The following is a 20,389-nucleotide window of genomic DNA, read 5'->3' on the forward strand; positions in this document are numbered from 1 at the left end:
GCGTGGCACCGTCCGGTACGGGTCGGTGATGCGGTGGGTGGGGCACCGCGCCGACCGGGACGGTGTCCCGGGGTCCGGACAGCCCGCTTGGACCGTGCGGCGGTTCGGCACGGGCCATGCGGGTCAACGGCCCGGAGCGGCCCGGTGCTCATGGGCGGTGGGGACGGCCCTGTGACGGGAGTGCGTCAGATCGGGCACGGCGGCCCGGCCCCGTTGGGCACGTCCGGTGCGGCGGAGGTGTTCCGGGGGTACGGGCGGGACCCTGGCCCGACCGCCACGGGACGGAAGGTACTCCTGCTGGGCCGCCGAAGCGCGGGCGCAGAGGTACGGGCATCACGCGGGCGTAGGGAGGGGGCGGCGCGCAGGGGTGCGGGAGGGCGCGCGGGCACCACGCGGGGGCCGGGTCGCAGGGGTGCGGGAGGGCGTCGAGGCGCGGGCACAGGGAGGGGGCGCGGGCACCACGCAGGCACAGGGAGGAGGGAGAGGCGCGCGGCGCAGAGGCGTGGCAGACGCGCGGGCGCAGAAGTACGGGCACCACGCGGAGGCCGGGGCGGCGGGGCGCCGGGGCGCAGGGGTGCGGGAGGGTGCGCCGGCGCCGAGGCACTAGCACAGAGGTGCGGGCGCCGCCCGTAACCGGAAGGCGCCCGCTGTGACGGCCGTCAGCAAGAAGGCCGCTTCACCGCCCGTCAGCCGACAACGGTCCAGGTGTCGTTGCCCGCGAGCAGCGCGGCCAGATCCCCCTTGCCGTTCTGCTCGATGGCCGCGTCCAGCTGCTCGGCCATCTGTGTGTCGTACACGGGACGCTCCACACTGCGCAGCACCCCGATGGGTGTGTGGTGCAGGGTGTCCGCGTCGGCCAGCCGGGAGAGCGCGAAGGCCGTGGTCGGCGAGGCGCTGTGGGCATCGTGGACGAGGATGCTCGACTCGTTCTCCGGGGTCACGGCGACGACCTCCAGATCACCGGTCGCCTGGTTCCGTACGACGCCCTTCGAGCCGTCGGTGCCGAACCGGATCGGCTGCCCGTGCTCCAGCCGGATGACCGCCTCTTCGGCCTGCTGCTTGTCCTTCAGTACCTCGAACGCGCCGTCGTTGAAGATATTGCAGTTCTGGTAGATCTCCACCAGTGCCGTGCCCTGGTGGTCGGCCGCCGCGCGGAGCACCGAGGTGAGGTGCTTGCGGTCCGAGTCGACCGTACGGGCCACGAACGACGCCTCCGCGCCGATCGCGAGCGACACCGGGTTGAAGGGCGCGTCCAGCGAGCCCATCGGCGTCGACTTGGTGATCTTCCCGACCTCGGAGGTCGGGCTGTACTGGCCCTTGGTCAGGCCGTAGATCCGGTTGTTGAAGAGCAGGATCTTCAGGTTGACGTTCCGTCGCAGGGCGTGGATGAGGTGGTTGCCGCCGATGGAGAGCGCGTCGCCGTCACCCGTGACCACCCAGACCGACAGATCCCGCCGGGAGGAGGCGAGCCCGGTGGCGATGGCGGGGGCACGGCCGTGGATGGAGTGCATCCCGTAGGTGTTCATGTAGTACGGGAAGCGGGACGAGCAGCCGATGCCGGAGACGAAGACGATGTTCTCCTTCGCAAGGCCCAGTTCGGGCATGAAGCCCTGTACGGCGGCGAGGATCGCGTAGTCACCGCAGCCGGGGCACCAGCGCACCTCCTGGTCGGACTTGAAGTCCTTCATGGACTGCTTCGCCTCGGCCTTGGGCACCAGGGACAGCAGACCCGGCACAGTCTCAGACATCGATGGCCTCCTTGAGAGCCGTGGCGAGCTGCTCGGCCTTGAACGGCATGCCGTTGACCTGGTTGTAGCTGTGCGCGTCGACCAGATACCTCGCCCTGATCAGGGTGGCGAGCTGGCCGAGGTTCATCTCCGGGACCACTACCTTGCCGTAGCGCCCCAGCACATCCCCGAGATTCGCCGGGAACGGGTTGAGGTGGCGCAGATGGGCCTGGGCGATGGGTTGCCCCGACGCCCGCAGTCTGCGTACGGCGGCGGTGATCGGCCCATAGGTCGACCCCCAGCCCAGCACCAGGGTGGACGCGCCGTCCGGGTCGTCGACCTCGATGTCCGGGACCTCGATACCGTCGATCTTGGCCTGACGGGTGCGGACCATGAAGTCGTGGTTGGCGGGGTCGTACGAGATATTGCCGGTGCCGTCCTGCTTCTCGATGCCGCCGATGCGGTGTTCGAGACCGGGGGTGCCGGGCACGGCCCAGGGGCGCGCCAGCGTCTGCGGGTCGCGCTTGTAGGGCCAGAACACCTCGGTGCCGTCGGCCAGCTCATGGTTCGGGCCGGTCGCGAACCGCACCCGCAGATCCGGGAGCTGGTCCACATCGGGCACCCGCCACGGCTCGGAGCCATTGGCGAGATAACCGTCCGAGAGCAGGAACACCGGCGTCCGGTACGTGAGCGCGATCCGGGCCGCGTCGATGGCCGCGTCGAAGCAGTCGGCCGGGGTGCGGGGCGCGACCACGGGCACGGGCGCCTCACCGTTGCGCCCGTACATCGCCTGGAGCAGATCCGCCTGCTCGGTCTTGGTCGGCAGTCCGGTGGAGGGGCCGCCGCGCTGGATGTCCACGACGAGCAGCGGCAGCTCCAGGGAGACCGCGAGCCCGATGGTCTCCGACTTGAGCGCCACTCCCGGGCCGGACGTGGTGGTGACGGCGAGCGCGCCGCCGAAGGCCGCGCCCAGTGCCGCGCCGATCCCGGCGATCTCGTCCTCGGCCTGGAACGTCCGCACACCGAAGTTCTTGTGCTTGGACAGCTCATGGAGGATATCGGAGGCCGGGGTGATGGGGTACGAGCCCAGATACAGCGGCAGATCCGACAGCCGGCTCGCGGCGATCAACCCGTAGGACAGGGCGAGATTGCCGGAGATATTCCGGTAGGTCCCGGTCGGGAACGCCGTACTGGCGGGGGCGACCTCGTAGGAGACGGCGAAGTCCTCGGTCGTCTCGCCGAAATTCCACCCGGCGCGGAAGGCCGCGATGTTCGCCTCGGCGATCTGCGGCTTCTTGGCGAACTTGGACCGCAGGAACGACTCCGTCCCCTCGGTCGGCCGGTGGTACATCCAGCTCAGCAGCCCCAGCGCGAACATGTTCTTCGAGCGCTCGGCCTCCTTGCGGGAGAGCCCGAACTCCTTCAGCGCCTCGATGGTCAGCGTCGTCAGCGGTACGGGGTGGACGTGGTAGGCGTCCAGCGAGCCGTCCTCCAGCGGGGAGACGTCGTAGCCGACCTTGGCCATCGCGCGCTTGGCGAACTCGTCCGTATTGACGATGATCTCGCCGCCGCGCGGCACATCGGCGATATTCGCCTTGAGCGCGGCGGGATTCATGGCGACCAGCACGTTCGGCGCGTCGCCGGGGGTGAGGATGTCGTGGTCGGCGAAGTGCAGCTGGAAGCTGGAGACGCCGGGCAGGGTGCCGGCGGGCGCGCGGATCTCGGCGGGGAAGTTCGGCAGCGTGGAGAGGTCGTTCCCGAATGACGCCGTCTCCGAGGTGAACCGGTCGCCCGTGAGCTGCATACCGTCACCGGAGTCACCCGCGAAACGGATGATGACCCGGTCGACGCGGCGGACTTCCTTCGGCGCGGGCCCTCCGCCGAGGGCACGCTCGCGCGGCCCGCCGGCAGACGCGTCGTGGGCGTCGCCTGACCCGTCAGCCTCGTCGGCGTGGTCGGCTGGGCTACTGACCTGGCTGGTCACTGAACTGGACCTCCCTTGAGGCGGCTGCTCGGGCCGGCCGTCCCACTGACCGTTCCCCGTGCCACCCTACGTGGGTAAGGGTGACCTTCCCCGGACCGCTCATATGCTGGACGTCAATTTGAGACGACCTTGTGTCCTGGTATGGCATAGTTTGCCCGCCCCCCGCGGTCTTCTTGGTAAGACGCTCCCTGCTCGTACTTTGGTTGTAGGACCCTGGTCCCGGTCCGCCCCCCGGATCTCCCGTGTCCGGGGGAATCCAGCTGCCGGAACCGCAGCTCCGCTCCATATCTGACAGAGTGTCAGCTAACTATGAGTTGAGGTAGGTCAGTACCGCCAGTACGCGCCGGTGATCCCCGTCACTCGGAGAGAGTCCGAGTTTCAGGAAGATATTGCTCACATGCTTCTCGACGGCGCCGTCGCTCACCACCAGCTGCTTGGCGATCGCCGAGTTCGTCCGCCCCTCCGCCATCAGGCCGAGGACCTCCCGCTCGCGCGGTGTGAGTTTCGCCAGGACATCCTGCTTGCGGCTGCGCCCCAGCAGCTGGGCGACCACCTCGGGGTCCAGCGCCGTGCCCCCCTGGGCCACCCGCACCACCGCGTCCACGAACTCCCGGACCTCGGCCACCCGGTCCTTGAGCAGATAGCCCACCCCCCGGCTGCTGCCCGCCAGCAGCTCCGTGGCGTACCGCTCCTCCACATACTGGGACAGGACCAGGACCCCTATCCCCGGATGGTCCCCGCGCAGCCGCACCGCGGCCCGTACCCCCTCGTCCGTGTGCGTCGGGGGCATCCGCACATCCGCGACCACCACATCGGGCAGCTCGTTCTGCTCGGCCAGCTCCCCGACCGTCTTGACCAGGGCGTCCCCGTCGCCCACCCCTGCCACGACCTCGTGTCCCCGGTCGGTCAGCAGCCGGGTCAGCCCTTCTCTCAGCAGCACCGAATCCTCGGCGATGACCACACGTACCCTGTCGCCCACCACTGCCCCGTTTCCCCACGTTGATCCGCTGTGCCGGTACGCGGTGTCCGTCCATCCCGGCCTTGTGCGATACAGCATCCCAGCATTCGGATCGGACTGGGAAAGCCTGTGGATAACCCTGCGGAGTCATGCGGGATACGGGGTTGTCACCAGGGCGTACGCGAGGCGGGACGGGTGCTTGCACAAAGGGGCGTACGCGGGCGGTGACGCGGGCGGGAGGGGCGTCGGCGGTCAGAAGCCGCCCATGTTTTCGGGGACTGCGGTCCGTGGACAGTCGGCGCACAACGGCCCGGGTGGCCGGGCGGGGTGGTGGCGCAGGAGGGGCGGGCGGTCGGTTGACGGACGGGTCGGCTGGGACGGCGCGGTCCGGAGCCCTGCTGCCGGAGCCCTGGCGCCGGATCCCTGGGTGCCGGAGGGCGTGGTCGGGGGCGGTGACCTGGGGCGGCCGTCCGGGTGCCGGTCCCGCGCGGCTCCTTCCGGGCCGCGCGGCTCAGCCGCGCCAGGGAAGTTCCGCGGTCACCGTGGTCGGGCCGCCGACCGGAGAGTCGATCGCCAGGATCCCGTCCACCGCGCCCAGCCGCTCGGCGAGTCCCGCGAGCCCGCTGCCCGAGGTGATGTCCGCGCCGCCCCTGCCGTCATCGGTGACCTGGAGCATCAGCCGGTTGTCCGTACGCCAGACGTCCACCGACGCCTTACGGGCCTGGGCGTGCTTGCTGACGTTCTGGAGCAGCTCGGAGACGGTGAAGTACGCGATCCCCTCGATGGCGGGAGCCGGCCTGAACGGCAGATCCACCTCCACGGTCACCGGAACCGTGCAGCGGGAGGCGACGGACGACAGCGCCGCGTCGAGTCCCCGGTCGGTGAGGACGGCGGGGTGGATGCCCCGGGCCAGGTCACGCAGCTCCTGAAGGGCGATCTTGACCTCGCCGTGTGCCTCGTCGACCATGGCCGCGGCCGCGTCGGGGTCCTCCAGCAGTTTCTCCTTCGCGAGACCAAGGTCCATGGCGAGGGCGACGAGCCGGGCCTGGGCGCCGTCGTGGAGATCACGCTCTATTCGCCGCAGGTCGGCCGCCGCCGTGTCCACGACGACCCCGCGGTCCGACTCCAGCTCCACCACCCGCGTGGCCAGGACGGACGGCCCGAGCAGACCGGTGACCATCACCCGGTCCACATAGGCGAAGCCCCTGATCAGCCACGCGGTGCACAGCACCAGCGCCAGACCTCCCACCGAGGTGGCCGCGATCTCCAGGGGTGTGTCGAGATAGAAATTGTTCCCCTGGCCGTCGCCGAAGACCTGAGCGCCCGGCTCGTCCATGAAGGCGGGGAAGGTCCACTGCCACAGCGGATACAGCAGCATCGACCAGCCCATGGACCACAGCGTGAGGACCGTCACAAACGCGGTCACCGCCCACGGGAAGTGCAGCAGCGCGTAGAGCAGGTGGCGCCAGGACGTACCGCTCTTGAGGACCGCACCGATCCAGGACATCAGCCCGTTCGTCCGGGCGCGCAGGGGCTCGGGGTTGCCCACGTCGAGCCGCAGCAGCGCGCGTGCCCGGCTGCGCTCCAGCGAACCCAGGGCACGGCAGCCGGCGAGCCCGGCGGCCAGGACCGGAACGCCTATGAATGTGACCAGCAGCCCCGCGCTGAGCGAGATGGTGACCACGGCGAAGGTGAACAGGATCACGCTGATCGGCAGATTCAGCATGAGGTACCAGAACTCGCGCCAGGTCCGGCCCTCGAACGGTGCGCGCAGGGCCGAGGGGACGATGTGGTTCCGCTCAGCACGCCGGTCTGCCCGGTCCAGTCGGTCCAGGTGATCGTGATCCATGCGGTCCGGTCGGTAGTCCGTGGCCATCGGCGTCGTCCGTTCTGCGCTGCGGGCTGTCATGACTTCCAGAGTGCGGTGTGCGCGGCCCTTCCACCATGAGGGCGGTTCCCGTCATTGACCGGGGGTTTTCCCCACCATGCGCGGGGGATGCCACCCGCCGCGCATGGGACGGGCTCCCGCGGCGGCCGGATGACCGGCTGTGCGGTACGGCTGGCTGTAGCGGCTGTAGCGGCTGTAGCGGCTGTAGCGGCTGTGCGGTACGACTATCCGGTGCGGCCGTGCGGTAGGGCCTTGCCCCAGGGCAGCGGGTCCCGGCACCCCGTACCGTACGCGGCAGCCTTGTCCGTACCCGGTGAACCACCAGGTCAGAGCTGCTTGTGGTGGCCACCGCGAACCGTATCGCCCTCCCTGCTCCCGGCCCGTCCGCCGCCGCCGGTGCGATGACGCCACGGAACCTCCACCGTCACCGTCGTCGGGCCGCCGACCGGGGAATCGAGGACGAACAGACCGTCGACCGCCCCCAGCCGCTCCGCCAGGCCGGCCATACCCGTACCGCCGTCCAGCCGCGCGCCGCCCTTGCCGTCGTCGGTGACCTGGATCAGCAGCCGGTCGCTCACGCGCCACACCTCCACGGAGGCGTGTCGGGCCTGGGCGTGCTTGCTGATGTTCTGGAGCAGCTCGGAGACGGTGAAGTACGCGATGCCCTCGATGGCCTCCGCGGGCCGTTCCGCCAGATCCACGGACACCGTCACCGGAGCCGTACAGCGGGAGGCGATGGAGGACAGCGCGGCGTCGAGTCCCCGGTCGGTGAGGACGGCGGGGTGGATGCCCCGGGCCAGGTCACGCAGCTCCTGGAGCGCGAGTTTGACCTCGCCGTGTGCCTCGTCGACCATGGCCGCTGCCGCATCGGGGTCCTCCAGCAGCTTCTCCTTCGCGAGGCCGAGCCCCATGGCGAGGGCGACGAGCCGGGCCTGGGCGCCGTCGTGGAGATCGCGCTCGATCCGGCGGAGGTCGGCCGCCGCCGTGTCCACGACGACCCCGCGGTCCGACTCCAGCTCGGCGATGCGACGTTCCAGCTCGTCGGAGGGCGAGAGCAGCCCACGGACCAGGGCGCGGTCGACGTTCGTCAGCCCTCGTACGACGAACGCGAGCACCGGCCACAGAACGAACAGGCCGACCACCGTCACCGTGAAGGTCACGATCCCCCAGGGCAGCCGGATGAAGCAGTAGAGAACCGTCCGCCACCCGACCGGATCCTTCAGGCTCGTCCACAGCCAGGAGAAAAGCCCGTCCTCCCGCCGCGCGGCCCTCAGCGGGCTGGGCTCGTCCACGCGGACCCCGAGCAGTGCCCGGGCCCTCCCGCGTTCCAGACGTCCGAGCGTCCGCGCCCCGGACAGCGAAAGAGCCAGGATTGGCAGACCGACCACGGTGACCGACATGCCCACGCCCAGGCTGATCGTGAACACCACGTAAACAAATCCGAAAACCGCCACCGGAAGATTGGCGAGGAGATGCGCGATCTCCTTCCACGCGTGGGCGTCCACGGCGAAACGTGCCGGCGGTGGCGCGTCGGGGTGCGGTACACCCGGAAGCCCGGTGTCGGCTCCCCGGACGGCATCGGATGCGGTGTTGCTCACGGTCATACGTGCCAGCCTGCACGGCTCCGGCGCCGGGCGCCATGGGGCTACACAGGAGGCCCGGGGTGGGGATAACCCCACCCCGGTCGGGACGCGACTGCTTACGGCCCCTTTAGCAGGGCCTAGACTCCCGTGCGTGCAGAACACGGGTTCTGCCGGGTATGACAGGGTCGACGACCCCGTTCAGGCCGACGCGACCGTCCTGGCCGACGCGATCGTCGGGAACATCGAGCACATCGGGATTGCCAGCAGGGTCCCAGGGAGCGAGGGGCGGACATGCCGGAACAGCCGACCGTCGCCGTACTCGCGGCCGACTACTTCGCAAGTTATTCGGTCGTCGGACTGCTCGCGCTGATCGGCGCGCTCTTCGTCGCCGTGGCCTTCGGCGCGGGGCGGCTGCTGCGGCCGGTGGTGCCCACGCCCGAGAAGCTGCTGACGTACGAATGCGGTGTGGACCCCGTCGGCGAGGGCTGGGCGCACACCCAGGTCCGCTACTACGTCTATGCGTTCCTGTACGTGATCTTCGCCGTCGACTCGATCTTCCTCTTCCCCTGGGCCACGGTCTTCGCCGCCGCGGGATACGGGGCGACGACGCTCGTGGAGATGTTCATCTTCCTCGGCTTTCTGGCCGTGGGACTGCTCTACGCATGGAAGAAGGGCGTCCTGACATGGACGTGACCCCACCCCAGGTCTCGGCCCCGGTGCCGCTGCCGGAGCCGAAACGGCTGGGGGTTCTCTCCCGGCTCGCCCCCGAGCCGATGAAGGTGGTCCTCAACTGGGGCCGCCGCTACAGCCTCTGGGTCTTCAACTTCGGGCTCGCCTGCTGCGCCATCGAGTTCATCGCCGCCTCCATGGCGCGCCACGACTTCATCCGGCTCGGCGTGATCCCGTTCGCGCCTGGCCCGCGCCAGGCGGACCTGATGGTTGTCTCGGGCACCGTCACCGACAAGATGGCGCCCGCGGTCAAGCGTCTGTACGAGCAGATGCCCGAGCCCAAGTACGTCATCTCCTTCGGCGCCTGTTCCAACTGCGGCGGCCCGTACTGGGACTCGTACTCCGTCACCAAGGGCGTCGACCAGATCATCCCCGTCGATGTGTACGTACCCGGCTGCCCGCCGCGCCCCGAGGCGCTGCTCCAGGGGATTCTCAAGCTCCAGGAGAAGATCGCCCGCGAATCGCTCGGGGAGCGGTACGGATCCGGGCCGCCGTCCGCCGCCGAGCTGCGCAGCGGGCTGGTCACCCCGCCGCCGGCCCCCTCCCGGGACGGTGAGCGGTGACCGTCTACGACAGCCTCCCGGACTCGGTCACCGAGGTCTTCGGCCCGGAGGCCACCGCCGAGTACGCCTATGACCTGCTCACGGTCGATGTTCCGCCCGGCTCGTGGATCACCGCCCTGGAGACCGCGCGCGACCGCCTGGGCTGCACCTATTTCGACTGGCTGAGCGCCGTCGACGAGCCCGGCACCGGATTCCGGGTCTGCGCCCATCTCGCGTCGCTGCCGCGGAAGGGCGAGTCCGAGGGTCCCGAAGGTTCTGGGAGCCCTGGGCGTCCTGGGAGGCCAGGGATTTCTGTGCGTTCTCCTGGTTCTCCTGTGGGTTCTGAGACTTCCGCGGCTTCTGAGAGCCCTGAGGGTGAGGGCGGGCTCGCGGTCGGCAGCGGGAGCGGAAGCCGGGACCGGGGCGGGGCCTCGGGCGGTGGCGGAGGTGGCCGGGTCCGCCGGCTGCTGCTTCGTACGACCGTGCCGCACGACGCTCCCGTACTGCCGTCCGCCGTTTCGGTCTACGCGGGCGCGGGCTGGCACGAGCGGGAGACGTACGAGATGTTCGGCGTCTCCTTCACCGGCCATCCGCACCTCGTACCACTGCTGCTGCCCGACTCCTTTGAGGGCCACCCGCTGCGTAAGGACTTCGTCCTGGCGGCGCGGGTCGTGAAGGCGTGGCCCGGCGCGAAGGAGCCGGGGGAGTCCGAGCACGGTGGCCCGAAGCGCCGCCAGATGCTCCCGCCGGGCGTCCCCGACCCGAACGAGTGGGGCCCCCTCAAGGGTCAGCTCCCCCCTGCCCCGGCCCGCGCGGCCCGTACCGCCCGCACGACGGGCGCCACCGGGACGGCCGGCGACCGCCCGGCCCGCCGTACCCGCAGCGCGAGCGAGGGTTCGGCGAGTCAGGCCACCGGGACGACTCCGCCCCGCCGGACGCGCACCGCGGGCGAGGGCTCGGCGAGCCAGGCGGCGGCTCCGGCATCCCCGGAGGCAGCCGGTGGCCCGGCCGCACCCCGGACCGGGGCCGGTCCGCGTCGTACCCGCAGCGCGAGCCAGGGCTCGGCGAGCCAGACGCAGAGCACGCCGCCTCCGGACACGGCGACACCGCCACCACCGCCTGCCGCGCCCGCGCCGGAATCCCCGGCCCCCGGACCGGCACGCTCTCGGGGAAGCGACGCCCCCTGGCACCACGCCCGCCCCGCGTACGGCGACCAGCCCGACACGGCTCAGTCCGGGGCCGAGCCCGAGCCCGCGGCCGAATCCGGGGCCAAATCCGGGCCTGAATCCGGGGGCGAGCCCGCCCCCGAGCCTCAGCCTGAGCCCGGGGTTGAGCCCGAGACCGAGACCGAGCCTCAGCCCAAGGCCGGTCCCGAGTCAGGCGCGGGATCAGCCACCGAGTCCGGTCCCGCACGGGAGCCCGGCGCCGAATCCGCCACCGAGTCCGGAGCTCAGCCCGAACCCAGGGACGAGCCTGCTTCCGAGCCTCAGCCTGAGCCCGGGGCCGGTCCCGAGCCGGGGGGCGAGCCTGCCCCCGAGCCCCAGCCCGGATCCCGGCCGCAGGCACCTCCGCCCGCCCCGCACCGGGCCGAAGGTGAGCCGGGTCCCGGGTCCCGGCCTCGGTCCGCCGACGGATCCAGCTCCCCGGGCGGCGATCCCGACGGCGACACCACTGGAGGCGAACCCGCGTGAACGACGCTCTCGACGTCGCCTTCCGGCTGCTCGTCGTCTTCGGTGTGTTCCTGGTCTTCCCACTGGTCATCGGGCAGACCGAGCACAAGGTCATGGCCCATATGCAGGGCCGCCTCGGCCCCATGTACGCGGGCGGCTTCCACGGCTGGGCCCAGCTCGTCGCCGACGGTGTGAAGTTCGCGCAGAAGGAGGACGTCGTCCCGGCAGGCGCCGACCGGCGCGTCTTCCAGCTCGCGCCCGCCGTCGCGCTTCTGCCGTATCTGCTGGTCCTGCTCGTGATCCCGATCGGCCCCGGCGAGGGCGCGGTCGGCCAGGTCGTCGACGCGGGCATCTTCTTCGTGATGGCCGTCATGGGCGTCGGTGTGCTCGGCTCGCTGATGGCGGGCTGGGCGTCGGCCAACAAGTTCTCCCTTCTCGGCGGCCTCCGTACGGCCGCGCAGCTGCTGGCGTACGAGCTGCCGATGCTGCTCACCGCCGCATCCGTCGCCATGGCGGCGGGCACGGTCTCGCTGCCCGGCATCCTGGACGCCTTCGAGTGGTGGTGGCTGCCCTGGCAGATCGTGGGCGCCCTCGTCTTCTTCGTGGCCGGCCTCGCCGAACTCCAGCGTCCGCCCTTCGACATGCCGGTCGCCGACTCCGAGATCATTTTCGGTGCGTACACCGAGTACACCGGTCTGCGATTCGCCCTGTTCCTGCTCGCCGAGTACGCGGGCATCGTCGTTCTGTGCGGTCTGACCACCGTCCTCTTCCTCGGCGGCTGGCACGGCCCCATGGGCGCGGACGGTCTGGGCTGGGTCTGGACCCTGCTCAAGACGGCCGTGCTCGCCTTCATCGTCATCTGGCTGCGCGTGAGCTATCCCCGGATGCGTGAGGACCAGCTCCAGCGGCTCGCCTGGACCACCCTCGTCCCGCTCGCCCTCGCCCAGATCGCCCTCACGGGCGTTGTGAAGGTGATGATCTGATGCCCCCGATCCCCGGCTCCGGCCTGGCCAAGGGCCTGGCCGTCACTCTCCGTACGATGACGAGGAAGTCCGTCACGGCGCAGTACCCGGACACCCAGCCCGACCTTCCGCCCCGCACCCGCGGTGTGATCGGCCTGTTCGAGGAGAACTGCACGGTCTGCATGCTCTGCGCCCGTGAGTGCCCCGACTGGTGCATCTACATCGACTCCCACAAGGAGACGATCCCGGCGGCGGCTCCCGGCGGCCGGGAGCGCAGCCGCAATGTCCTCGACCGGTTCGCCATCGACTTCGCGCTCTGTATGTACTGCGGTATCTGTATCGAGGTCTGTCCTTTCGACGCGCTTTTCTGGTCCCCGGAGTTCGAGTACGCGGAGACGGACATCCGCGAACTCACCCACGAGCGCGACAAACTCCGCGAGTGGATGTGGACGGTCCCCGCGCCGCCCGCCCTCGACCCGGGGGCCGAGGAGCCGAAGGAGCTCACGGCCGCCCGTAAGGCGGCCGACAAGCTCGCCGCCGCCCAGGCACCCCCACCCCAGGAGCCCCAGGAGCCCCAAGAGCCCGGCACCTCAGGGCCCGGCGCGCCCGGGTCCGGGGCTCCCGGGTCCGGCGGTACGGCCGCTCCGGACAGTGGGACCGGTCCCGCCGCCCCTCCCGCCGGTGAGGGAGGTCCGGCATGACGTTCGCCGCCGCGACCCAGAGCTTTCTCTCGCCGACCGGCGTCGAGATCGCCTTCCTCCTCGTCGGCCTCGTCACCCTCGGCGCGGCCGTCATGACCGTCACCACCAAGCAGCTGGTGCACGCCGCCCTCTGGCTGGTCGTGGCGCTCGGCGGTCTCGCCGTCGAGTACCTGCTGCTCACGGCCGAGTTCATCGCCTGGGTACAGGTCCTGATCTACGTCGGTTCCGTGGTCGTCCTCCTTCTCTTCGGGCTGATGCTCACCAAGGCGCCCATCGGCCGCTCGCCGGACGCCGATTCCGGCAACCGGCCCGTGGCCCTGGCGGTGGCCGTCGCCGCCGCGGCCGCTCTGGTCTGGGTGGTCGTGGACGCCTTCCGCACCACCTGGATCGATCTGGACGGACCCGCCCAGGGCTCCACCGGGACGGTCGGCGCGATCCTCTTCCGGCACTGGGTACTGCCCTTCGAGGCCCTCTCCGTCCTGCTCCTCGCCGCACTCGTCGGCGCGATCGTCCTGTCCCGCAGACGCGCCGGGACCACCGGTGCGGAGCCCGAGCCGGACCGTGAGGGGAAGAGCTGATGCATCTCGCCTATCCCGCTGTGCTCGCCGTCCTCCTCTTCTGCGTCGGCGTCTACGGCGTACTCGCCCGGCGCAACGCGATCCTGGTCCTGATGTCCGTCGAGCTGATGCTCAACGCGGTCAACCTCAACCTCGTCGCCTTCGACGTCTGGCTGCGCGACGCACTGCACTCCGGCCAGGCGCTCACCCTCTTCACCATCGCCATCGCGGCCGCCGAGATCGGCATCGGCCTGGCGATCGTGCTGATGGTCTACCGCAACCGCGGACTGTCCGACATCGACCGCCTCCGTGACACCGCTGAGGGTCCTGAAGGCGATGACGACGAGACCGCCGTCACCGGCACGACCTCCCCGGCGACGCAGAAGGCCGAGGCCACCGCGTGACCACCACCACCCTGGCCGTTCTCGTACCCCTCCTTCCGTTCCTGGGTGCGGCCGCAGGTCTCCTCCTCGGCCGCACCGCCCCCGGTTTCGTACGGCCGCTGGCCGTTCTGCCGACCCTGACCTCGGCCGTCCTCGCGGTCGTCGTCGCCGTACGCCAGGGCGGCGGCGAGGCGATCGACGCCGCCACCCGGCTCACCCCGACCGGCTCGGTCCCCATCGACCTCGCCCTGTACCTCGACGGCTTCGCCGTCCTCGTCGCCGTCCTGGTCGCCGTCGTCGCGTCGTGCGTGCAGATCTACTCGACGGCCTATCTGCGCGACGACCCCCGCTACCCCTCGTACGCGGCGCTCGTCTCCCTCTTCACCTCCGCGATGCTGCTCGTCGTCTACTCCGGCGACCTGATCGTGCTGCTGGTCGGCTGGGAGATCATGGGCATCTGCTCGTACTTCCTGGTCGGCCACTACTGGGAGACTCCCGAGGCACGTGCCGCCTCCCTCAAGGCGTTCCTGGTCACCAAGCTCGGCGATGTCCCCTTTCTGATCGGTCTGTTCGCGCTCGCCACCGACGCCGGCACCTTCCAGATCACCGGAGTCCTCGGCTCCGTCGCCGCGGGCGGAATCGATCACCCCACCCTGGTGGCGCTGCTGCTTCTCGCCGGAGTGGCGGGCAAGTCGGCGCAGTTCCCGCTGCACACCTGGCTGCCCGACGCGATGGCGGGCCCCACTCCCGTCTCCGCGCTGATCCACGCCGCCACTATGGTCGCGGCCGGTATCTATTTCGTGGCCCGGCTCCTTCCGCTGTTCGCCGCCTCCGCGGCCGCCCTCACCGTCCTCGCCGTGATGGCCGCCTTCACCATGGTCGGCTCGGGGCTCGCCGCACTCGCCCAGGACGACATCAAACGGGTCCTCGCCTACTCGACCATCGGCCAGCTCGGCTATATGGCGGGTGCCCTGGCGGTCGGTGACCGAGGAGCCGCCGTCTTCCACCTCCTTGCGCACGGAGCGTTCAAAGCGCTGCTCTTCCTCGCCGCAGGCGTGATCATCCACGCCGCCGGCACCAACTCACTGGCCGCCATGTCCCGGATGAGCGACCTGCCCAAGCGGGTCCCCGACGCCTACTGGACGATGACCGTGGCCCTGTTGGCGCTGGCCGCGATCCCGCCGTTCGCCGGCTTCTTCTCCAAGGAAGCCGTCCTCGTCGCCGCCGAACACACCGCCCTGGGCGAGTCCGACGTCGCCCCCGGCGCCGCGGGCTGGACGGTGCTTGTCGCCGGCCTGCTGACCGCCTTCCTCACCGCCGCGTATGCGACACGTCTGTGGCTGCTGGCCTTCCGCGGCCGGGGCGCCGAAGCCCCGGACCACGGCCGTGAGCCCCTCGCCATGACTTCCGTACTGTGGCTGCTCGCCGTCCCCTCCTTCGGTTTCGGACTCACCTACGGCTACTTCGACGGTTGGTTCGACGGCCACGGCCTCGCCCCCACCCTGACCACCGCTGTCCTCGGCACCGGCATCGCCGTCGTCGGCGGGCTGCTCACCTACGCGGCCTGGCGCTCACTCCTCGCCCGTGGCGCCCTCGCGGCGGCCGGCACTCCCGCCGGGGCCGTCACCCCCCACCCGGACGCGGCACCGTCGGTCATCGAGGCGGACGCCATCACCGCCCACACCCCCGTCTACGGCAGCATCGCGGCGGCCTGCGACCCCGCCGACCCCGGCCGGATGCTGCTCGGCCCGCTGCACCGTCACGCCGCTGTCGGCTTCCATCTCGATGCCGTCTACCACGTGCTGTTCGTCCGCCCCGTCCAGGCCGGTGCCGGTCTGGTCCGCTTCCTCGACCGAGAGGTCGTCGACACCTACGTACGCGGCGCCGCCACCGGCAGCAACTGGCTCGGCCTGCTGGTCCGGCGGGCCCAGACCGGCAATGTGCAGACCTACGTCGGCGCGCTGCTGGCGGGCACGGCCGTCCTGGCGATCGCCGCCGTCGTCCTGTCCAACGTCAACGCGGGATCGTGAGCCGTGATCGATATCAGCGAGTCCGTGATGCAGTTCCTTCTCGCGTTCATCGTCGTCGGCCCGCTCATCGGCGCCGTGGCCGCGCTGCTGCCCGCCCCGCCCGGACTGCGCGGCAGGAACCCCGGCCAGGCGGTGCTGCGCCATGGCGTGACCGTCACCGGAGCGGTCCTGGCCGCCGCGGTCGTCCTGGTCATCGGCTTCGACCACGACCATCCGTCGAAGATGCAGGCAAGCACGGACATCAGCTGGATCCCCGCACTCGATGTGCGGATCCACCTCGGCGTCGACGGCATTTCCCTCCCCCTTCTGGTCCTGACGGCCCTGCTGACCTTCCTCTGCGCGCTCTACAGCTACTTCTCCATGCGGGACCGGCCCCTGACCGCGAAATCCTCGGGACGCTCCCCGAAGGCCTTCGTGGCGCTGCTGCTCGTCCTCGAATCGGGGACCCTCGCGACCTTCGCGGTCCTCGATCTGCTGCTCTTCTTCCTGGCATTCGAGATGGTGCTCATCCCGATGTACTTCCTCATCGCCCGCTGGGGCGGCGAGGCCAGGCGGGCCGCCGCCTGGAAGTTCATCCTCTACACGCTGCTCGGCTCCGTCGTCATGCTGCTCGGCCTGCTGCTCATCGGGCTGAAGAGCGGCACCTTCGACATGGTGGCACTCGCCACTGACAACGGCCGGGGGCTGACCGCGTCCACGCAGGTCATCGCGGTGCTGGCGATCGGGATCGGTCTCGCGGTGAAGACGCCGATGTGGCCTCTGCACAGCTGGCTGCCCGATGCCCACACCGCCGCTCCGACCGTCGGCTCGGTGCTTCTGGCGGGCGTCCTGCTCAAGATGGGTACGTACGGATTCGTCCGTATCGTCCTGCCCATCGCGCCCGACGGAATGCGGACCTTCGCGCCCTACCTCGCCGCATTCGCCGTGGTCGGCATCATCTACGGCTCCCTGGCCTGTCTCGCACTCGCCAAACAGGGCGCGGGCGGCGACCTCAAGCGCCTGATTGCCTACTCCTCCGTCGGCCACATGGGCTTCGTCCTCCTCGGCATCGCGACGATGACCCCCACCGGTGTGAACGGCGCGCTGTTCGCCAACATCGCCCACGGCCTCATCACCGGCCTGCTGTTCTTCCTGGTCGGAGCGGTCAAGGACCGCTACGGCACGGCCGACCTCGACACCCTCGCCGGAGCCACCGGGGCGGCCCTCTACGGCCGTGCGCCCCGCCTCGGCGGCCTCCTCGCGTTCGCCGCCGTCGCCTCCCTCGGGCTGCCGGGCCTCGCCGGATTCTGGGGCGAGATGCTGGCGCTCTTCGGCGCGTTCGACCCGGCCGACGGTCTCAGCCGCCCCGCCTTCCTCACCTTCATGGTGATCGGCGGCTTCGGCACCCTGCTCACCGCCGCGTATCTCCTGATCGTCGTGCGCCGCGTCTGCATGGGCGTACCGCTCCCGGCGGAGCGTGAGCCCCAACCGCTCGCCGACGTCCGGGGGTACGAATTCGCCGCCTGGACCCCCCTGGTTGCCCTCACCGTCCTCGCCGGGCTGTGGCCCGCGATCCTCCTCGGCCTCACCGATCCGGCCGTGCAGAAGCTCCTCGCAGGAGGCAAGTCGTGACCCTGGCCATCGGCGGCGCCGGTCCCGCCGCAGCTTCCACCGGCCCCGCCGCGGCCATCGCGCCCTCCGGCACCGACGGCGTCACCGGAGCCTCGGGAATCGTGAACCTCGTCCAGTCCGTCGACTGGGTCACGATCGCGCCGCCCACCATCACGGCGGCGGTCGCCCTGATCATCCTGGTCGCCGATCTGTTCGTGCCCCAGAAGCACAAGAACCTGCTGGGCATCGGGGCGGTCACCGGCCTCGCCGCCGCACTGCTCGCACTCGTGCCGCTGAACGGGGGCGACCGCAGCACCTTCTGCCTCACGACCGACACCGACACCTGCAGCTACACCGCGGACCACTTCGCCCTCGCCATCCAGCTCCTCGTGCTCGGCGGCGCCCTCCTCACCGCGCTGCTCTCGCTCCAGGACACCCGCCGAAAGCTCCCCGCGGGCGAGTACTGGTTCCTGCTGCTCTCTTCCGCGGCGGGAGCGGCCCTGCTGCCCGCCTCACGGGACCTGGCCACCCTCGTCGTCGCCCTCGAAGTCGCCTCGCTGCCGGCCTTCGCGCTCGTCGGCCTCCGGCGCGGGGACCGGCTCTCCAGTGAGGCGGCGCTGAAGTTCTTCCTGTCCTCGGTGACCGCGACGGCCGTGACCCTGCTGGGCGTGAGCTTCGTGTACGCCACCACCGGCACCCTCCACCTCACCAGGATCGCCGCAGAGCTCGACGGCGTCCCCGGCCAACTGGACACCCTCGCGAAGACCGGAGTGGCGCTGACCCTCATCGGCTTCGCCTTCAAAACCGCCGCGGTCCCCTTCCACTTCTGGGTCCCCGACACCTATGTGGGCGCACCCCTGCCCGTCGCCGCCTTCCTCTCCGTCGTCGGCAAGGCGGTCGGATTCTCCGGTCTCGTCCTGGTGACCGTGATCGCCTTCCCTGCGTACGCCGACGTCTGGGGTCCCGCGATCGCCGTACTGGCCGCCCTGACCATGACCGCCGGCAACGTCGCCGCGCTCCGGCAGTCGGCCACGCGCGCGTGGAGCGCGGTACGCCTGCTGGCGTGGTCGTCCGTCGCCCAGGCGGGCTACATCCTGGTGCCGATCGCGGCAGCCGCGTACACCAGCGAGGACCAGATCGGCTCGACCGTCGCTTACGCCCTCATGTACGCCGTTGTCAACCTCGGTGCCTTCGCCGTTGCCGCAATCGTCGCCCGTACGCACCCGGCCAACCGGATCGCCGACTACCGGGGCCTGTACGCGGAGCGTCCGCTCACCGCCCTGACCATGGGGTTCTTCCTGATCTGCCTGGCCGGGCTGCCGCCCGGCATCATCGGGCTGTTCGCCAAGGTGACCGTCTTCTCGTCCGCCGTCGACGCCGGTCTCGGCTGGCTGGCCGTCGTCATGGCCGTCAACGTGGTGATCGCCCTGTACTACTACCTGCGTTGGACGGCGATCCTCTTCCGGGCCCCCGAGGGCGCGGCGGACACCGTCGCGGAAACGGCGGCCCCGGCCCGCGCCCCGGCGGCCCCCGCCCCCCTTGTCGCGGCCCTCTCCCTCACCGCCGTCGCGGGCGTCGTCCTGTCCGGCTACCCGGAGCTGGTGCTGCGGTTCGTGACGACCAGCCTGTTCTGACCGTCACCCGAACGGCTCCCCTCCAGCCCCGGAGCGCCGGGGAACTTGCCCCCTTCGCCTGGCGTTGACCAGTACAGAAGGGTCCACTGGAGAGTGGAGACACCACGTAGAGGGGTCCCCTGCCGCACCATTTGGAGGGCGTACCGTGCACCGCCGGCACAACGGGCTGAAGACCGCCGTACTCCTCGGTGGACTATCCGCACTCATCCTCCTCATCGGCAGCTTCTTCGGCCGTACGGGACTGATCGTCGCGCTCGTCGTGGCGGTCGGGACCAACGCGTACGCCTACTGGAACAGCGACAAACTGGCGCTGCGCGCCATGCGCGCCCGACCCGTGAGCGAATTCGAGGCCCCGGGGCTGTACAAGATGGTCCGTGAGCTCTCGACGGCGGCCCGCCAGCCCATGCCACGGCTGTACATCTCACCGACCCAGGCGCCCAATGCCTTCGCCACCGGCCGCAACCCCCGCAATGCCGCCGTCTGCTGCACCGAGGGGATCCTCCGGATCCTCGACGAGCGGGAGCTGCGCGGGGTCATCGGCCATGAGCTCAGCCATGTGTACAACCGGGACATCCTCATCTCGTCCGTCGCCGGAGCCCTCGCGTCCGTGGTGATGTTCCTGGTGAACTTCGCCTGGCTGATCCCCGTCGGCCGGTCCGACGACGACGGACCCGGCCTTCTGGGCATGCTGCTGATCATGATCCTCGGCCCGGTGGCCGCGTCGATCATCCAGCTCGCCGTCAGCCGCTCCCGGGAGTACGAGGCCGACGCGTCGGGCGCACAGCTCACCGGAGACCCACTGGCCCTCGCGAGCGCCCTGCGCAAACTCGACGCGGGCACCAAACAACTGCCCCTGCCCCCCGAGCCCCGGCTGGAGACCGCGAGTCACATGATGATCGCAAACCCCTTCAGGCCGGGTAGGGGTCTGTCAAAGATGTTCTCCACGCACCCGCCCATGGCGGAGCGTATCGCCCGACTCGAACAGATGGCAGGTCGACGTCCATGAAGACAATCCTGAACATCATCTGGCTCATCCTGTGCGGATTCTGGATGTTTCTGGGCTACATGCTCGCAGGCGTGCTGCTCTGCATCACCATCATCGGCATCCCCTTCGGCCTGGCCGCGTTCCGTATCGGTGTCTACGCCCTCTGGCCCTTCGGCTACACCGTGGTCGACCGCCATGACGCGGGGGCACCGTCGTGCGTCGGCAATGTGCTGTGGCTGATCCTCGCCGGCTGGTGGCTGGCCCTCGGGCATGTCGTCACCGGAATCGTTCTGTGCATCACCATCATCGGCATCCCCCTGGGCCTCGCCAACTTCAAGCTGATCCCGGTCTCCCTGCTGCCTCTCGGCAAGGAGATCGTTCCGACGGACCAGGCGTTCGGCGTCCGCTGACACCGAACAACCGGGGGACCCCTTCCGCAGGGCCCCCGGGCCGGTGGATCTGACCC

General features: G+C 70.4%; 17 protein-coding genes. 12 read left to right on the forward strand and 5 right to left on the reverse strand.

Going from position 1 to position 20,389, the window contains the following annotated elements; translation table 11 throughout:
• Positions 1-686: 686 nt before the first annotated feature.
• The 5 genes from ACIBCM_RS19060 to ACIBCM_RS19080 form a co-directional block, all read right to left on the reverse strand.
• The gene (locus ACIBCM_RS19060) at positions 687-1,748 is read right to left on the reverse strand and encodes a 2-oxoacid:ferredoxin oxidoreductase subunit beta (protein ID WP_399244644.1); all 1,062 of its coding nucleotides are present in this window, start codon (positions 1,746-1,748) and stop codon (positions 687-689) included.
• Positions 1,741-3,711, reverse strand: a complete 1,971-nt coding sequence (locus ACIBCM_RS19065) for a 2-oxoacid:acceptor oxidoreductase subunit alpha (protein WP_399244646.1) — start codon at positions 3,709-3,711, stop codon at positions 1,741-1,743. The genes ACIBCM_RS19060 and ACIBCM_RS19065 overlap by 8 nt, the downstream gene beginning before the upstream one ends.
• A 307-nt stretch (positions 3,712-4,018) precedes the next feature.
• Entirely contained in the window at positions 4,019-4,690 is a 672-nt protein-coding gene (locus ACIBCM_RS19070) for a LuxR C-terminal-related transcriptional regulator (RefSeq protein ID WP_399244648.1), read from the reverse strand.
• A gap of 490 nt (positions 4,691-5,180) precedes the next feature.
• Positions 5,181-6,545, reverse strand: a complete 1,365-nt coding sequence (locus ACIBCM_RS19075; RefSeq protein ID WP_399244899.1) for a sensor histidine kinase — start codon at positions 6,543-6,545, stop codon at positions 5,181-5,183.
• A 338-nt stretch (positions 6,546-6,883) separates the two neighbouring features.
• Positions 6,884-8,161 carry a sensor histidine kinase gene (locus ACIBCM_RS19080; protein ID WP_399244649.1) on the reverse strand — a complete coding sequence of 426 codons (1,278 nt, stop codon included), beginning with the start codon at positions 8,159-8,161 and terminating at the stop codon, positions 6,884-6,886.
• A gap of 270 nt (positions 8,162-8,431) precedes the next feature.
• Between ACIBCM_RS19080 and ACIBCM_RS19085 the strand changes: the two genes are divergently transcribed.
• The 12 genes from ACIBCM_RS19085 to ACIBCM_RS19140 all read left to right on the forward strand — a co-directional run bounded on the left by ACIBCM_RS19085 (position 8,432) and on the right by ACIBCM_RS19140 (position 20,333).
• Complete coding sequence (locus ACIBCM_RS19085; protein WP_399244651.1) at positions 8,432-8,833, forward strand: NADH-quinone oxidoreductase subunit A; 402 nt, start codon at positions 8,432-8,434, stop codon at positions 8,831-8,833.
• A complete protein-coding gene (locus ACIBCM_RS19090; protein WP_399244653.1) occupies positions 8,824-9,432 on the forward strand; it encodes an NADH-quinone oxidoreductase subunit B in 609 nt (202 codons plus the stop codon). The genes ACIBCM_RS19085 and ACIBCM_RS19090 overlap by 10 nt, the downstream gene beginning before the upstream one ends.
• A complete protein-coding gene (locus ACIBCM_RS19095; RefSeq protein WP_399244655.1) occupies positions 9,429-11,102 on the forward strand; it encodes an NADH-quinone oxidoreductase subunit C in 1,674 nt (557 codons plus the stop codon). Before ACIBCM_RS19090 ends, ACIBCM_RS19095 begins: the two co-directional genes overlap by 4 nt.
• On the forward strand, positions 11,099-12,064 hold the full coding sequence (locus ACIBCM_RS19100) for an NADH-quinone oxidoreductase subunit H (protein WP_399244657.1): 966 nt from the start codon (positions 11,099-11,101) through the stop codon (positions 12,062-12,064). The genes ACIBCM_RS19095 and ACIBCM_RS19100 overlap by 4 nt, the downstream gene beginning before the upstream one ends.
• A complete protein-coding gene (locus tag ACIBCM_RS19105; protein ID WP_399244659.1) occupies positions 12,064-12,744 on the forward strand; it encodes a NuoI/complex I 23 kDa subunit family protein in 681 nt (226 codons plus the stop codon). The genes ACIBCM_RS19100 and ACIBCM_RS19105 overlap by 1 nt, the downstream gene beginning before the upstream one ends.
• The gene (locus tag ACIBCM_RS19110; RefSeq protein WP_399244661.1) at positions 12,741-13,322 is read left to right on the forward strand and encodes an NADH-quinone oxidoreductase subunit J; all 582 of its coding nucleotides are present in this window, start codon (positions 12,741-12,743) and stop codon (positions 13,320-13,322) included. The genes ACIBCM_RS19105 and ACIBCM_RS19110 overlap by 4 nt, the downstream gene beginning before the upstream one ends.
• The gene (gene nuoK / locus ACIBCM_RS19115) at positions 13,322-13,705 is read left to right on the forward strand and encodes an NADH-quinone oxidoreductase subunit NuoK (RefSeq protein ID WP_399244663.1); all 384 of its coding nucleotides are present in this window, start codon (positions 13,322-13,324) and stop codon (positions 13,703-13,705) included. Before ACIBCM_RS19110 ends, nuoK begins: the two co-directional genes overlap by 1 nt.
• On the forward strand, positions 13,702-15,714 hold the full coding sequence (locus tag ACIBCM_RS19120) for an NADH-quinone oxidoreductase subunit L (protein WP_399244665.1): 2,013 nt from the start codon (positions 13,702-13,704) through the stop codon (positions 15,712-15,714). The genes nuoK and ACIBCM_RS19120 overlap by 4 nt, the downstream gene beginning before the upstream one ends.
• 3 nt (positions 15,715-15,717) lie before the next feature.
• Positions 15,718-17,325, forward strand: coding sequence for a NuoM family protein (locus ACIBCM_RS19125; RefSeq protein ID WP_399244667.1), 1,608 nt, complete (start codon positions 15,718-15,720; stop codon positions 17,323-17,325).
• 56 nt (positions 17,326-17,381) lie between these two features.
• Positions 17,382-18,938, forward strand: coding sequence for an NADH-quinone oxidoreductase subunit N (locus ACIBCM_RS19130; protein WP_399244901.1), 1,557 nt, complete (start codon positions 17,382-17,384; stop codon positions 18,936-18,938).
• 145 nt (positions 18,939-19,083) lie between these two features.
• Positions 19,084-19,944, forward strand: coding sequence for a zinc metalloprotease HtpX (htpX, locus tag ACIBCM_RS19135; protein ID WP_399244669.1), 861 nt, complete (start codon positions 19,084-19,086; stop codon positions 19,942-19,944).
• Entirely contained in the window at positions 19,941-20,333 is a 393-nt protein-coding gene (locus ACIBCM_RS19140) for a YccF domain-containing protein (protein WP_399244671.1), read from the forward strand. The genes htpX and ACIBCM_RS19140 overlap by 4 nt, the downstream gene beginning before the upstream one ends.
• The last annotated feature ends 56 nt before the right edge of the window (positions 20,334-20,389 follow it).

This window comes from Streptomyces sp. NPDC051018 (genome assembly GCF_044456085.1).
GTDB lineage: Bacteria > Actinomycetota > Actinomycetes > Streptomycetales > Streptomycetaceae > Streptomyces.

What these genes read in the sequence shown, in the direction of transcription:
- ACIBCM_RS19060 (WP_399244644.1), bottom strand. Translation starts at nt 1,748, where the DNA reads ATGTCTGAGACTGTGCCGGGTCTGCTGTCCCTGGTGCCCAAGGCCGAG.
- ACIBCM_RS19075 (WP_399244899.1), bottom strand. Translation starts at nt 6,545, where the DNA reads ATGGCCACGGACTACCGACCGGACCGCATGGATCACGATCACCTGGAC.
- ACIBCM_RS19080 (WP_399244649.1), bottom strand. Translation starts at nt 8,161, where the DNA reads ATGACCGTGAGCAACACCGCATCCGATGCCGTCCGGGGAGCCGACACC.
- ACIBCM_RS19085 (WP_399244651.1), top strand. Translation starts at nt 8,432, where the DNA reads ATGCCGGAACAGCCGACCGTCGCCGTACTCGCGGCCGACTACTTCGCA.
- ACIBCM_RS19090 (WP_399244653.1), top strand. Translation starts at nt 8,824, where the DNA reads ATGGACGTGACCCCACCCCAGGTCTCGGCCCCGGTGCCGCTGCCGGAG.
- ACIBCM_RS19105 (WP_399244659.1), top strand. Translation starts at nt 12,064, where the DNA reads ATGCCCCCGATCCCCGGCTCCGGCCTGGCCAAGGGCCTGGCCGTCACT.
- ACIBCM_RS19110 (WP_399244661.1), top strand. Translation starts at nt 12,741, where the DNA reads ATGACGTTCGCCGCCGCGACCCAGAGCTTTCTCTCGCCGACCGGCGTC.
- nuoK (WP_399244663.1), top strand. Translation starts at nt 13,322, where the DNA reads ATGCATCTCGCCTATCCCGCTGTGCTCGCCGTCCTCCTCTTCTGCGTC.
- ACIBCM_RS19140 (WP_399244671.1), top strand. Translation starts at nt 19,941, where the DNA reads ATGAAGACAATCCTGAACATCATCTGGCTCATCCTGTGCGGATTCTGG.